The sequence below is a fragment of the Paraburkholderia gardini genome, from assembly GCF_907164545.1.
Taxonomy (GTDB): Bacteria; Pseudomonadota; Gammaproteobacteria; order Burkholderiales; family Burkholderiaceae; genus Paraburkholderia; species Paraburkholderia gardini.
Genome location: NZ_CAJQZB010000016.1, coordinates 79,352 through 92,438 on the forward strand (window position 1 = coordinate 79,352; position 13,087 = coordinate 92,438).

Consider the following 13,087-nt stretch of genomic DNA (forward strand, 5'->3'; position numbering starts at 1 on the left):
AGGTGGCTGCGTTCCACCCGCGATACCCCAGATATCGCCGCGGCGGGAATGGTGCATTCGCGGAACAGGTGACCAGACGGCTTTGTCAACTTGAAGGCAGAAGGCCGTTCGAATCTGCAGTGCGTAGGATTCCTTCTGATTACCGGGTGTGGCTGACCAGATCGATTGCGCTCCAGCCATACCAGTTGTCGAGACGTTGCTTCAGCTGGGCACGGTGAGTAGCAGCGTCCATGCGGTGACGGGGTAAGGCGAAGTGTTGCCGGATCGGTCCGAAGCTCGAGAGAAAGCGCTGTGTGCATAGTGGATCACGGAACCCCTGCATCTGACGCTCACCCCGGCGCGTCGGTTGGTGGCTGTTTTCTGCCCAGTCGTTCACCCGGGCCGACGCCTTCACGAACACGTGTTTCACATTGGCCAGCTGTGGCACCTCGGCCTTTGCCGCCGGGTAGCTGCGCAACTGGTCGGTGACGATCTTCCGGGGCACCGGGTGCGAGCGCAGCACCTTCCTGAAGAAACGCCTTGCGGCGGCCTTGTCGCGCTTCTTCTGCAACAGCACATCCAGTTCGGTCCCATGTTCGTCCACCGCGCGCCACAGCACGTATGGCTCTCCGCGCAGTTTCACGAACACTTCATCGAGATGCCACGTCGTGCCCGATCGCGGCCGGACTGCTTTGGCCCGGCAGGCGAACATCGCACCAAACCGGTCGCACCAGTTGCGCACAGACTCGTATGTGACCACTACACCGCGTTCGAGCAGCAATTCCTCAATGTCACGCAGGCTCAAATTGAAGCGGTAATACCAGCGCACCGCGCAGCTGATGACTGCGGATGAAAAACGGAAACCGTGATACGGCGAGGTATTCTTTTTCATCTCGCCATTTTACCTAGTCCCGCCTTCAAGTTGACATTGCCGTTCTCTGTATCGAACCATTCGCCCGAAGTCGACTGGCAAGATTCGCCGTTGATATACATCTCAAATCGTTGCTTGACTCTCGTCTCCAGTTGATATGGAATCAGGCGCCAACGGGCAGACGTCGCTGGGACTCGGCCAGGATTTCTTGCGCCTTTAAAATGACCGGCCGGTCTACCATGCGGCCATCCACAGCAACGGCCGCGCCGTGGGATGCTGCTGCGCCTTCGACAACCCGATGCGCCCATTCGACATCTCTCTCGCTGGGGATGAACGCGGCATTGACCGCAGCCACCTGCCTCGGATGAATACAGAGCTTGGCGCCAAAGCCGAGTCGTTTGGCACGAATCGTGTCACGCGTGATTTGCTCTGTATCGTCGAGCGTGGTGCTGACCCCGTCCACCGGTGGCAGCAGGTTGCCGATGCGCGAGGCGAAGACGATCTGTGAGCGGAAGTACAGAAGCTGCTCATCGTCGCCGTCAATGCCGAGGTCGAGCTGGAAATCCACATTGCCGAATACGAGTCGGGTGGTCAGCCGGTGCTGGGCGATAGCGACCACATTCCGAAACCCTTGGGCCGTTTCGATCATCGGCAGGATAACGGTCGGCTTGCCGGCAAACTCGCAGAGGAAGATATCGTCGATGCGTTCCGTCTTGGGTAGCATGACGGCGGCGACGGATGGCGCACGACATACGGCGATGTCGTCGCGAAACCATTCGCTGTTCACGTCGTTCACGCGGACCGCCACCGGCGTGCTGTTTGTCGACAGCCACTCGGCGAGAGCCGCCCGCGCGATCTTCTTCTCGGTGGGCGGCACGGCGTCCTCCAGATCGATCACGACAACATCGACGCCCGACGCAGCCGCCTTGGCAAACCTGTCCGGCCGGTTGCCAGGAACGAAGAGATAGGAGCGGGGTGCAAGGTCAGCCATGTTGGGCCTCCAGTTTCGATTCGGGGAGCAGTCTGGGTACAACGGTTGCAGCGGTAATCGTCCATACCGACGCGATTGAACGCTTGAGTTCGTCTTCGGTGGCCGCATTGCCATACAAACCCAGCGTGCTTGTTTTGTGTTCGAGTTCAGCACGCGTAAGCGTGTTGCCGGGATCGCCCTTGGGATCATCCACGCGGCCCGCGAAGGCGCGGCCATCCTTCGTCTGAACGATGACCTTTCCAATCCAACGTGACGGATAGGCAGTGTCGACTTCAGGGTCGAGGACCATCGAGACTTTCTTGCTGAAATGGGCGATCCGGCTTGCATTGTAATGGCCGTCGAACTCACGTACGCCCGCGTGGCCGAATTCCGCCACCAGCGCGAGCACGGTGCCCATGGAGAACTTTGCCTGGTGGACCGTCTGGGGATCGACTACCGGTCCGAGGACGTCAATCGCGGCCTGGTGAACATGAGTCACCACTGTCTCGATGTTATCCGGCATGAGGTTTTCGCGCTGAATAACCTGCAGCAGAGCATCGGCGGCCGGATGAGTGTGCCGGCAGGAAGCGTGATATTTGAAAGACGTTTCAATCAGCGCCCAGCGCTCGCCGAGCGCCTCGCCGAGTTTGTCCGGATGCGTCCGCGTGGACATGCCCGCCCCCATGCCTTTCGCACCCTCGAAGATGTCCTTCGCACCGGTGAAGCCGTCGGCTGCGAGGTAGGCTGCAAGAAGACCGTTTGCCGCCGCCTTGGCCGTATGCAGTTGCTTGGAGTCAGCGGCGTCTTTCAGGAATTCCCAGAGTCCGGCTGCCTGGGTGCCGGCAGAGCCAAACGCATTTACCATCTGCGCGTCACTCAACCGCAAAAGATTACCGACCGCGGCGGCTGCTGCGATCGTACCAACCGTGCCGGTAGTATGAAAAATCTTGTAGTGTTCCCGGCCGAGGAATTCGCCGACACGGATGCCGACTTCATAGCCTGCGACAGATGCAGCAATGAACTCTTTGCCGCTTCTGCCAAGCGCTTGCGCAGCGGCCCACGCTGCGGGGAAGACAACGGTTGCCGGATGCAGGACCGAACTGTTGTGAAGGTCGTCCTGTTCAGCGAAGTGCGATGCGGCGGCGTTGATCATTGCCGCGAAGAGCGCGCTGGTGGTTCGGCGGGAGATCAGTACTTCGCAGGGACCAGATTGTGGTCCGAATTCGAATGCGTACTTCTGGATCGTCTCGACGGGGCGCGCTTCGCGGCCAGCCAGCGCTGATCCGAACCAGTCAAGGAAGAGATCTTCCGTGCGTGCCACCACGTCCTTGGGGATCTGTTCAAACTTGAGATTGGCCGCAAACGACGCGAGAATCTTAGTATTGCTCATAACAGGATTACCTTGACTGGGAAGTTAGATTACGGCGGCTTCGCGAAGCTCGCGGATGGCATCGGTCGTAAAGCCCAGTTCATTCAAAAGGGTTTCGGTGTGCTGGCCTAACGCGGGCACGGCGTCCAGTCGAACATCGGATGCGGTACTGATGCCTGGCGGCAGCAATGCAGGAATGGAGCCGGCAGGTGAATCAATGTTCACCCAGCGATTGCGTTCCTTCAACTGCGGATGCGACCACACGTCGGGCATATCATTCATTCGCGCGTTGGCGATCTGCGCGTTATCCAGCCGACTGATGACCTCTTCCGAAGTCAGTTTGCTGAATGCGGCAGCGATGATTTCGCGCAGTTCCTCGCGCGCTGCCACCCGCTTCGAGTTGGAACTGAAGCGAGCATCGATGGCGAGTTCAGGTTCCAGCAGAACTTGCGCGCAGAAGGCTCCCCACTCACGCTCGTTCTGCAATCCCAGCATGACGGTCTTTGCATCGCCGGCGGGAAAGGGACCGTAGGGGTAGATGGTCGCGTGAGCGGCTCCTGCGCGAGGTGGCGGCGATGCACCATCGAACGCGTAGTAGAGGGGATACGTCATCCACTCCACCATGCTTTCGAGCATGGAGACGTCGATTTCCCGTCCCAAGCCGGTTTTTGATCGTTGCAGAAGCGCGGAGAGAATGTTCGTGTAGGCATACATCCCTGCAGCGATGTCGGCAATGGAGCAGCCGGCTTTTGCCGGTGCGTCCGGACCGCCGGTAATCGAAAGGAACCCGGACTCACTCTGGATCAGCAGATCGTAGGCTTTCTTGTCGCGATAGGGACCATCGGATCCGTAACCGGAGATGTTGCAGACAATCAGGCGGGGATACTTCTCTTGCAACGCCTCATACGACAGCCCCAGCCGCGCCGCGGCGCCGGGTGCAAGGTTCTGGACCAGCACGTCGGTATCCTCAAGCAGGCGTTCGAAAATCGCCTGCGCCTGCGGGGCCTTGACGTCGAGCGTGAGGCTCTCCTTCGAGCGGTTGCACCATACAAAGTGCGAGGCCATGCCATGCACGCGGTCATCGTAGGCACGCGCAAAGTCCCCGACGCCTGGGCGTTCGATCTTGATCACGCGTGCGCCTAGATCCGCAAGTTGACGGGTGCAAAACGGTGCTGCAATCGCGTGTTCGAGAGTAACGACCTTCACGCCGTCCAGCGGTTTCATGTCCTTCCCCTTAGAAAGAACGTGGCAGCCCGAGCAGATGCTCGGCTACGTACGAGAGAATGAGATTGGTCGAGATCGGCGCGACCTGATAGAGCCGTGTCTCGCGGAATTTGCGTTCGACGTCGTATTCGTTCGCAAACCCGAAGCCACCGTGGAACTGCAGGCAAGCGTTCGCGGCTTCCCACGAAGCGTCCGCGGCAAGCAGCTTAGCCATGTTGGCTTGCGCGCCGGCCGGTAGTTTGGCGTCGAAGAGCTCGCAGGCCTTATAGCGCATCAAGCTCGCCGCTTCGACGTTGACGTGCGCGCGGGCGATCGGAAACTGCACGCCCTGGTTCTGTCCGATCGGGCGACCGAAGACGACGCGTTCCTTGACATACTTACCGACCTTGTCGAGGAACCAGTAGCCGTCGCCGATACATTCAGCGGCGATCAACGTTCGCTCGGCATTCAGGCCATCGAGGATGTACTTGAACCCTTTGCCTTCCTCACCGATCAGATTTTCGGCCGGAATTTCGAGGTTGTCGAAGAAGAGCTCGTTAGTCTCATGATTCACCATGTTCGGGATAGGCCGGACTGTCATGCCTTGTTTGATCGCCTGATGCAGGTCGACCAGAAATATTGACATGCCCTCGGGTTTCTTCGCGACCTGATCGATTGGTGTGGTTCGCGCGAGCAGAATCATCAGGTCGGAGTGTTGAACCCGCGAGATCCAGACCTTCTGTCCATTGACAACATAGTGGTCACCCTTGCGAACCGCAGTCGTCTTCAGTTTGGTGGTGTCGGTGCCGGTTGTCGGCTCGGTCACGCCCATCGACTGAAGCCGCAACTTTCCGCTGGCGATTTCCGGAAGGTACCTGGCCTTTTGCTCAGCCGAGCCGTGCCTCAGCAGTGTCCCCATGTTGTACATCTGGCCGTGACACGCGCCGGAATTGCCACCGCTGCGGTTGATCTCTTCCATGATCACCGAAGCTTCGGTCAGTCCGAGCCCTGAGCCGCCAAATTCCTGGGGAATCAGGGCAGCCAGCCAACCGGCGTCGGTCAGGGCTTGCACAAAGGTCTCCGGATAGGCTCGCTCCTCGTCGATCTTGCGGAAATACTCGGCGGGGAAGTTGGAACACAAATCGCGAACGGCTTCGCGAATGTCCTGATAGGGGTCAACGTTAGCCAGCACTTGTCTCTACTCCTCAGAGTTCATTTTTGAAAAACATACGCGGGTGCTGTGAGTATCGCCTTAGCATCGACGCACAGCACGCCATCGGAATTGGCTGCCCAGAGCTTCACTTCGGCCGATCCGGGGGCGCGGGCCGCGTAGAGATGAAACGGAGCCTGGTCAAACAGCGGGTTGACCGCTTTGAACGAGAACGAAGCTATCGATTCACAGGGAAGGCTGCGCCGGACGAGATCGATCAACAATGTCGCAGTCAACGGCCCGTGGACGACTAGCGCCGGATAGCCTTCCTGCTCCTGAGCATAGGTGCGGTCATAGTGAATGCGGTGTCCGTTGAACGTATCGGCGGAGTAGCGAAAGAGCAGGACCGGGTCGGGCACGATCTCCCTCTTCCAGGTGAACTCCGCCGGCGCGACCGGGCCGGTTGCCGCGGTGTACGGAGTCGTCGCGAATTCGCGGTACACGACGTCCTGTTCTTCAGAGACCAGTGGACCTTCGAGGTCTTCCAGTTCGTGACGCAGACGTACAAAAACGAGCTTTCCGGTGCGTCCTTCTTTGGCGGCTACGTCAAGAATTTGCGACGTCCTTGTGACTTCGCTGCCAACCACGAGTGGACGCTCGAACTGGACGCGGCTGCCCGCCCACATGCGTCTGGGCAGTGGCACCGGCGGCAGGAAACCCCCGCGTGTCGGATGTCCGTCCGCGCCGACCTGTGACTGCGAAACAATGTGAGGAAACAACGCCCAGTGCCACAGCGCAGGCAACGGAGAGCCGACACGCGGGATGTCCTGATAGTTCAGCGTCGCAGCGAGTTGTTGCGCAAGACGTGGCGAGACGAATTCGCGTTCGGTCTGTGTGCGGCCGATCCAGGTGCGCAGGTAGTTGAGTTCAGCAGTCATGGGAGCGTCGGGTAGCGTCGTTCACGCTAGATTGACGCACCGGCCTGCTGACTACAATTTGTGTCTGGAGAAGAGGGCTTTAAACGCAGACTAAACACAGCGTCTTAAATAATACAGCATGGTCTCCGCAGCACCTCGCTTGGTCTCTTCCAGTGCTGGAAGCAGGCGTCAACCGCCGAGAGGACTTCGGCGAGCGTGGCGAAGTACCGGTTATGTCGCGACAGGCGCCGTGTCAGCTTCCATACGCGTTCGATAGGCGCCAGTTGCGGGCTGTATGGCGGGAGGAACAACAAGGTCAGGTGGCAACTGTACTTGCTCAGTAACGGCTTGAGCAGGATGGCATGGTGGTACGTGACGTTGTCCAGCACGACGACGATGCGCTTGCCGCGACGTCGATGGCGCAGTAGCTGGCGCAGAAAGGACGCAAACGTTTCTGCGTTGAACACAGGGCACACCTGCCAGACGAAGCGGCCAGTGCTCAGGCTGACGGCGCCAAAGCACGCCACCGATTTGCGCGTCGGCGCATGCAGCAGCACCGGATCGTGGATCTCCGGCGCAACCCACATGCGACAGCGCGATCCGTGTTGCTGGAAATGGCATTCGTCCAGGCTCCATAGCTCAATGTCTTCGCGTCTTGCCAGCCGGCGCAGTTTTTTTACCGCCGCAACGCGGACAGGATCAGACTGCGCAACCTGCGGGCGCGGCTTGCGCAGCCGAAAACCCATCTGCCTGAATAGTCGCTGGCACTGCCGACGCCCAGCTTGATCCCGTAGCGCTTGCGCAAATGTTCGGACAGGACGGGTCCATCCCACAGGCCCGCTTCAAATCCGAAGTCGCGCGGTGTCCTGCGCAGATCCGCCTCAATGCGATGCCATTGCGAGTCGTCCAACGCACGCGGACGTCCGGGTCGTTCGCCTTCCCGCAATCCGTCGAAACCGCCCTGCTCGAAGCGTCGCACCCATCGCTGCACTGTCGTGGCGGCCTGACCCAATAACTGGCCCACTTCGGTGCACGAGTACCCGTTGCTGACCAGTAGCACTCCGTGCAGCCGATGGTCATATCGCGACTCCTCCCTCCGCTCGATTTCCTGCCGAATCGCCAACTGCATGATTTCTGCATCTGCAATTTCCAGCTTGCGCATGGTCGTCTCTCAAAAGAAATGACCATGCAATCATACATGCTGCAATATTTATGTCGTCGTGTTTAACTGCTGACGTTCACGCCAGTTGGGGCTCATGATCGGTTTTGCACTTCTGCGTAAGGAGGTCGACCAGTTCCCGCGTGAAAGACGGCAACAGGTCGAGGTTGCGCACGCAAATCAGCAGGTTGCGCGTCGCCCAGTCGTTCTCGATTTCAACGAGCCGGATGTTCATGGTTTTGACGTAGCGTATCGCTGACGAGCAAGGCAACACCCCGATCCCGACGTTAGCCTCGATCATCCGGCACAACGCCTCGAAGTTACCTACTTCAATTCGCACCTGAAGTTTCTTGTGCATGTCGCTTGCGACGCGGTTCAGAAAGGTATGAATCGCGCTAGCTTCGGGCATTCCGACGAAGTCAAAACCGCTTGCCTCTTCAAATGGAATGGACGTCATTCTGGCGAGGGGGTGCGAATTCGAGACCGCCAATATGAGCCGGTCTGAGCGGTACGGCAGGACTTGCAGAGATTCGGGCCTGACATTGCCAGCGACTATCCCGACGTCCGCAGTGCCTTCACTGACTGCGCGCACCACGTCATGGCTCAGCCGTTCGCGAAGCTCGACGTTTACGTCGGGGTGTTCGGCGAGAAAGTCTCGCAGGTCGTTAGGTAGGAATTCAGTCGTAGCCGTGGTGTTCGCGAAGATTCGGACATGACCTTTGATGCCGCGCGCGTACTCCTGCATGTCGCCACGCAACTGTTCGAGCTGCGACAGGACGAGCCGGGCGTGGTGAAGGAACGCCTGACCCGGTGGCGTGAGGGTAACTCCCTGGCTGGTCCGATACAGCAGTTTGGCTCCCATGCTTTCTTCCAGATTCTTGATCCGGGTGCTCGCTGCGGGTACGGACATATGAAACCGCTCGGCACCACGTGTCAAGCTATCCGTCTCAGCAATACATGTGATGAGACGAAGATCGACCAGATCGAAATGCATGGCCATGATACGTGCTCCGAATGAAAGATGCCCCGTAGATTGAATGTAGCAAATCGCAGAAATCCGCAAATCAGTATCTGCGATGTTCTCACAAATATTTTCCGGAATCGGAATCGGGAATAGTGGCAGGATATTGCAGATGACTTGCATGATACTAATTTTACTAATTATGCAAAACGGCTCTTTCAAAAATGGAGTGGGTAAGAATTTGCACACTTTTTGAGCACTCCGGGGTGCGTGGGTGACAATGCCCCACCCCTAACCCCGCCCCAAGGCGGGGAAGTCCTCGTCGCCGGACGGGCTCGGGGGCCGGCGCAGCAAGGCTTTGCCAGCCCCAAGCCCTCGAGCTTGTTTGGGAAAGTGAGCGCGTCAATGGTTCGCTTCGCCGGACGTCCCGTCCGCCATTGACCCACTCATTTTCCCGACCGACAACCCGCGTTACCCACTCGAAATTCGAAAGAGGCTGCAAAACTCCGTAAAATTCAGCGGCATCATCCGCGCGGCAGACATTAACGCCGGCCGATTCAAGGGCTTCCTGGGTCGATTTGCCCATGGCGACTTGCCAAGGATTGAATTCGCCCCACTTTCCGCGCATGGTGACCAGCATCACGATGGGCATGCGGCATTCGTGTTGCAGCGAGAGCATATTGATGCAATTACCCACGCCACTCGACTGCAGCAGCAGTACGCCGCGCTGGCTACCGACCCATGCGCCGCCCCATCATGACCACCCCTTCTTCTTCGGTGGTCAGGGAACCGCATGGATTTCGGCGTCTGCTCTCGCAGAGGTCGATAAGAAGTTTGTGCCCCGCGGCGGGCACGTATGCCACTTGCCGCACGTCAGCGGCTTTGAAGTGCTCGAAGATTGTTTCCCGGCCAGTTGACTGACATGATGACGAGTTTTGGTAGGTTGATAAAAACGGGTAGCCGTCGCGCCACGCAGGGCTGATCGATTGCCGTGCTTTGATGAGTGATAGCGTGCATCAGCAAAAGTCGTCGCTCAATTACTGATTGCGGAATGCGCGATTAGGCTGGAGTTAACGGGTTTGGCCCACGTGAATTCACCCACATACCTTTCCCTATTGGCTGGCGCGTGCATTCGACTGGCTGAAATGCTGTGTTCCAGAATGCCAAATTCCAACCCTCGGTTCGAGTAAGCACACTAGCGTGCAAGCCGATTGGAGAGCAACCATGAAGATTATTGTGCCAGTCAAAAGAGTGGTCGACTACAACGTGAAAGTCCGAGTGAAGTCGGACGGCACGGGCGTCGACATCGCGAACGTGAAGATGTCCATGAATCCGTTCGATGAAATCGCGGTGGAAGAAGCCGTGCGTCTGAAAGAAGCGGGCGTGGCGACGGAAGTGATCGCCGTGTCGGCGGGTGTCACGCAGTCGCAGGAAACGCTGCGCGCGGCGCTGGCCATCGGCGCGGATCGCGCCATCCTGGTCGAGTCGACGGAAGAACTGCAGCCGCTGGCGGTGGCGAAGCTGCTCAAGGCGCTGGTCGATAAGGAGCAGCCGCAACTGGTCATTCTCGGCAAGCAGGCTATCGACGACGATTCGAACCAGACCGGGCAGATGCTCGCCGCGCTGGCGGGTTTGCCGCAGGCGACGTTCGCGTCGAAAGTGGTTGTCGCCGATGGTAAAGCCACGGTTTCGCGCGAAGTGGATGGCGGCGCCGAAACGCTGTCGCTCACGTTGCCGGCTGTCGTTACGACGGATCTGCGCCTGAACGAGCCGCGCTATGTCACGCTGCCGAACATCATGAAGGCGAAGAAAAAACCGCTCGAAACGCTCAAGCCGGAAGACCTCGGTGTCGACGTCACACCGCGCCTGAAAACGCTGAAAGTGGCCGAGCCGCCGAAGCGCACGGCGGGTGTTAAGGTGCCGGACGTGAAGACGCTGGTCGAGAAGTTGAAGGCCGAATCCAAGGTGCTGTGAGGAGACCGACGAAATGACGAATCTTGTAATAGCGGAACACGACAGTGCGTCGATCAAGGCCGCGACGCTGAACACGATCGCAGCGGCGCAGAAGACTGGTGGCGATATTCACGTGCTGGTTGCAGGTCACAATGCGCAGGCGGCAGCGCACGCAGCCGCGAAAATCGCGGGCGTTTCGAAAGTGCTGCTGGCCGACGCGCCGCAACTCGCTGAAGGTCTCGCCGAAAACGTCGAAGCGACGGTGCTGAACATCGCGAAGGACTACTCGCATATCCTCGCGCCGGCTACCGCTTACGGCAAGAACATTGCGCCGCGTATCGCCGCGAAGCTCGACGTCGCGCAGATCAGCGACATCACGGCTGTAGACAGCGCCGACACGTTCGAGCGCCCGATCTACGCGGGCAACGCGATCGCCACGGTCCAGTCACAAGATGCGATCAAGGTGATCACGGTACGCACGACCGGTTTCGACCCGGTTGCAGCAGAAGGCGGCAGCGCGACGGTGGACAAGATCGAAGCCGCAGCCGATACAGGCCTGTCGCAGTTCGTGAGCCGCGAAGTGACGAAGCTGGACCGGCCGGAGCTGACCTCGGCGAAGATCATCGTGTCGGGCGGGCGGGGGCTGGGCAGTGGCGAGAACTACACGAAGGTGCTCCAGCCGCTCGCCGACAGGCTGAACGCAGCGCTGGGCGCCTCGCGCGCGGCGGTCGATGCGGGTTTCGTGCCGAACGACTATCAGGTCGGCCAGACCGGCAAGATCGTGGCGCCGCAACTGTACGTGGCGGTGGGCATCTCGGGTGCGATCCAGCATCTGGCGGGCATGAAGGACTCGAAGGTGATCGTGGCGATCAACAAGGACCCGGAAGCGCCGATCTTCAGCGTCGCTGATTACGGTCTGGTGGGCGATCTCTTCACGGTCGTGCCGGAGTTCGAGGCAACACTGTCTCGAGTGTAGTGCGGGAAAAATCAACGTCCAAAGAGGTGGCAAGTGAGCAATCTGAGCGAGATGGGTCATATCCGAGCGGTGGCGGCATTGGCCGCTAACGCCGAAGATGCCTTAATTTGGCGGTGGTTCGCTCTGCTCCTTGAGGAGAAGCGAATTCGCTGGTGCTGCAGCGGTGACAACTGGTTCGTGAGCGTCGACAACAGACACCTTGCCACGGATAATAGCTTCGACAATGCTATTCGGATCGCGAGGAAAGCCACGCAAGAATTATGGCTCTTTTGAAAACGGAGTGGGTGACGGCCTTCAGCGGGCATGCGAGTTGAAGGCGGAGAAGTCGAGTTTGCCTGCGATGAGAAACAGGACCGTTCGCATGGTTTCGAAGCGAGCGTATCCGCGTGCCTTGCGCTTGGCGGCCTGAAACAGTCCATTGATGGCTTCGATGAAGCCGTTCGTCTGGCGGGTCTGGGTCCAGGCGACGATGCCGTCGAAGTGTCGGCGAATCAATCGCACGACGTCCTTCATCGGTTCGACCTTCGAACGCATAACGTTGGTGCACCACTGCTGCAGCATGTCGGAGACGACATTGATTTGCTTGCGCTCGAGAATGTCCGTTCTCCACTTTCCTCTGTGGCCCCCGCTACCGGCGCGAGTGCTTTTCCGTTGCGTTAGCGGGCAATGATCCGCGCACGTGCAGCTTCAGGCGACACCGCGATTGCGCGCTATCGCCTCATGAAACAACGTTTCCACTTCGCCCAAGTATCCCGAAAACGCATCGTAGAAACCCGGATTCGAGCGTGCCTTTTGCAACCGGGCCGACAACAAGCGAGCGCACAACATCTGCATCATGGGATCGTTATCTGGATCGGCTGCATTAATCGCCAGCACCTTGCAGGCGATCAAAAACGCGCCGAGTTTGCCTCGTGCCAAGGCCGATCCTCTCATCCCGTCCAACTCTCGCACAACGTCCAGCCGATTGAACGCCGCGTCTACGAAAGCCTGATCGTTGTGCTGCGCCTTCAACTCTGCACGGACCTTATCGTTTTTTCCTAACCGTTCAACCAACTGCGCCTCACATTCCTTCCGCGAAACGGTTTGACATAATTAAAGGGATCGACGTTTAATTCGTAATCCTATGTTTACCGGGCCAAAGAGGCTTCAATTTGTGCAGGAGGCTGCTGCACAAATTCTGGATTCGCCCATGCCTTCAGGTGACAATTTGCGCAGGGCGGGGAGGGCTGGCTTGCGCTGGATCAGTGTGGCGACACGCTCTTCAAGTTTCTGATAATCGAAACGTCGAAGGGGAAAGATTGCCTGTCTCACGAGGCCACGATGAAGCGTCTCGAATTGACGATTGGCGACCTGCCCGGAGCCTGGCGGGTTTTTCTTTGCCTGCGGGCGCGAGCTACATACGGCGGTGGAGTCTCTCAACCGTTCAGTTGCGATTCGACGTTCAGGACGATCCGTGCGACCGGGTTGTTGTCTGCGGATTGCGGCGCGAACTTGATCTGGGCGACGGTGACGATACCGAGAGCGACGACCAGGAGTGCTCCAGACGCGGCGATGCGGGTAAGGTATTTCACAAGGACCT

The 13,087-nt window shown here is 58.8% G+C and carries 14 protein-coding genes and 1 pseudogene; 3 read left to right on the plus strand and 12 right to left on the minus strand.

Annotated features, from left to right (window positions below):
- Positions 1-139: 139 nt before the first annotated feature.
- From LPA37_RS13455 to LPA37_RS13495, 9 genes are all read right to left on the minus strand, one after another.
- Positions 140-871: an IS6 family transposase gene (locus tag LPA37_RS13455; RefSeq protein WP_229012837.1), complete on the minus strand. Its 732-nt coding sequence runs from the start codon at positions 869-871 to the stop codon at positions 140-142.
- 142 nt (positions 872-1,013) lie between these two features.
- Positions 1,014-1,841, minus strand: a complete 828-nt coding sequence (locus tag LPA37_RS13460) for an HpcH/HpaI aldolase/citrate lyase family protein (protein ID WP_229012838.1) — start codon at positions 1,839-1,841, stop codon at positions 1,014-1,016.
- A complete protein-coding gene (locus LPA37_RS13465) occupies positions 1,834-3,210 on the minus strand; it encodes an MmgE/PrpD family protein (protein WP_229012839.1) in 1,377 nt (458 codons plus the stop codon). The genes LPA37_RS13460 and LPA37_RS13465 overlap by 8 nt, the downstream gene beginning before the upstream one ends.
- A gap of 24 nt (positions 3,211-3,234) precedes the next feature.
- Complete coding sequence (locus tag LPA37_RS13470; protein ID WP_229012840.1) at positions 3,235-4,413, minus strand: CaiB/BaiF CoA transferase family protein; 1,179 nt, start codon at positions 4,411-4,413, stop codon at positions 3,235-3,237.
- Between the two features lie 10 nt (positions 4,414-4,423).
- Positions 4,424-5,584: an acyl-CoA dehydrogenase family protein gene (locus LPA37_RS13475; protein WP_229012841.1), complete on the minus strand. Its 1,161-nt coding sequence runs from the start codon at positions 5,582-5,584 to the stop codon at positions 4,424-4,426.
- Positions 5,585-5,604: 20 nt separating this feature from the next.
- Positions 5,605-6,480, minus strand: a complete 876-nt coding sequence (locus LPA37_RS13480) for an FAS1-like dehydratase domain-containing protein (protein ID WP_229012842.1) — start codon at positions 6,478-6,480, stop codon at positions 5,605-5,607.
- Between the two features lie 104 nt (positions 6,481-6,584).
- Positions 6,585-7,205, minus strand: a complete 621-nt coding sequence (locus tag LPA37_RS13485; protein ID WP_229012843.1) for an IS630 family transposase — start codon at positions 7,203-7,205, stop codon at positions 6,585-6,587.
- Positions 7,136-7,621 carry a helix-turn-helix domain-containing protein gene (locus LPA37_RS13490; protein WP_229012844.1) on the minus strand — a complete coding sequence of 162 codons (486 nt, stop codon included), beginning with the start codon at positions 7,619-7,621 and terminating at the stop codon, positions 7,136-7,138. The genes LPA37_RS13485 and LPA37_RS13490 overlap by 70 nt, the downstream gene beginning before the upstream one ends.
- Before the next feature lie 76 nt (positions 7,622-7,697).
- A complete protein-coding gene (locus tag LPA37_RS13495) occupies positions 7,698-8,612 on the minus strand; it encodes a LysR substrate-binding domain-containing protein (RefSeq protein WP_229012872.1) in 915 nt (304 codons plus the stop codon).
- Between the two features lie 1,191 nt (positions 8,613-9,803).
- On the opposite strand from LPA37_RS13495, the gene LPA37_RS13500 reads away from it, so the two are divergent.
- From LPA37_RS13500 to LPA37_RS13510, 3 genes are read left to right on the plus strand one after another with little or no spacing between them, the layout of a single operon-like run.
- Positions 9,804-10,553, plus strand: a complete 750-nt coding sequence (locus LPA37_RS13500) for an electron transfer flavoprotein subunit beta/FixA family protein (RefSeq protein WP_229012845.1) — start codon at positions 9,804-9,806, stop codon at positions 10,551-10,553.
- A gap of 13 nt (positions 10,554-10,566) precedes the next feature.
- Positions 10,567-11,508, plus strand: a complete 942-nt coding sequence (locus tag LPA37_RS13505; RefSeq protein ID WP_229012846.1) for an electron transfer flavoprotein subunit alpha/FixB family protein — start codon at positions 10,567-10,569, stop codon at positions 11,506-11,508.
- Between the two features lie 33 nt (positions 11,509-11,541).
- Positions 11,542-11,781, plus strand: a complete 240-nt coding sequence (locus LPA37_RS13510) for a hypothetical protein (protein ID WP_229012847.1) — start codon at positions 11,542-11,544, stop codon at positions 11,779-11,781.
- Between the two features lie 21 nt (positions 11,782-11,802).
- On the opposite strand, the pseudogene LPA37_RS13515 reads toward LPA37_RS13510, so the two are convergent.
- From LPA37_RS13515 to LPA37_RS13525, 3 genes and pseudogenes are all read right to left on the minus strand, one after another.
- Positions 11,803-12,108, minus strand: a pseudogene (locus LPA37_RS13515) (transposase); the annotation flags it as partial.
- A gap of 87 nt (positions 12,109-12,195) precedes the next feature.
- Complete coding sequence (locus tag LPA37_RS13520; protein ID WP_229012848.1) at positions 12,196-12,561, minus strand: hypothetical protein; 366 nt, start codon at positions 12,559-12,561, stop codon at positions 12,196-12,198.
- Positions 12,562-12,923: 362 nt separating this feature from the next.
- Positions 12,924-13,079, minus strand: a complete 156-nt coding sequence (locus LPA37_RS13525; protein WP_158380673.1) for a hypothetical protein — start codon at positions 13,077-13,079, stop codon at positions 12,924-12,926.
- Between the last annotated feature and the right edge of the window lie 8 nt (positions 13,080-13,087).

Coding starts and splice junctions, on each gene's coding strand:
- LPA37_RS13490 (WP_229012844.1), bottom strand. CDS start 7,621: ATGCGCAAGCTGGAAATTGCAGATGCAGAAATCATGCAGTTGGCGATT.
- LPA37_RS13485 (WP_229012843.1), bottom strand. CDS start 7,205: ATGGGTTTTCGGCTGCGCAAGCCGCGCCCGCAGGTTGCGCAGTCTGAT.
- LPA37_RS13500 (WP_229012845.1), top strand. CDS start 9,804: ATGAAGATTATTGTGCCAGTCAAAAGAGTGGTCGACTACAACGTGAAA.
- LPA37_RS13455 (WP_229012837.1), bottom strand. CDS start 871: ATGAAAAAGAATACCTCGCCGTATCACGGTTTCCGTTTTTCATCCGCA.
- LPA37_RS13505 (WP_229012846.1), top strand. CDS start 10,567: ATGACGAATCTTGTAATAGCGGAACACGACAGTGCGTCGATCAAGGCC.
- LPA37_RS13460 (WP_229012838.1), bottom strand. CDS start 1,841: ATGGCTGACCTTGCACCCCGCTCCTATCTCTTCGTTCCTGGCAACCGG.
- LPA37_RS13495 (WP_229012872.1), bottom strand. CDS start 8,612: ATGCATTTCGATCTGGTCGATCTTCGTCTCATCACATGTATTGCTGAG.
- LPA37_RS13465 (WP_229012839.1), bottom strand. CDS start 3,210: ATGAGCAATACTAAGATTCTCGCGTCGTTTGCGGCCAATCTCAAGTTT.
- LPA37_RS13470 (WP_229012840.1), bottom strand. CDS start 4,413: ATGAAACCGCTGGACGGCGTGAAGGTCGTTACTCTCGAACACGCGATT.
- LPA37_RS13480 (WP_229012842.1), bottom strand. CDS start 6,480: ATGACTGCTGAACTCAACTACCTGCGCACCTGGATCGGCCGCACACAG.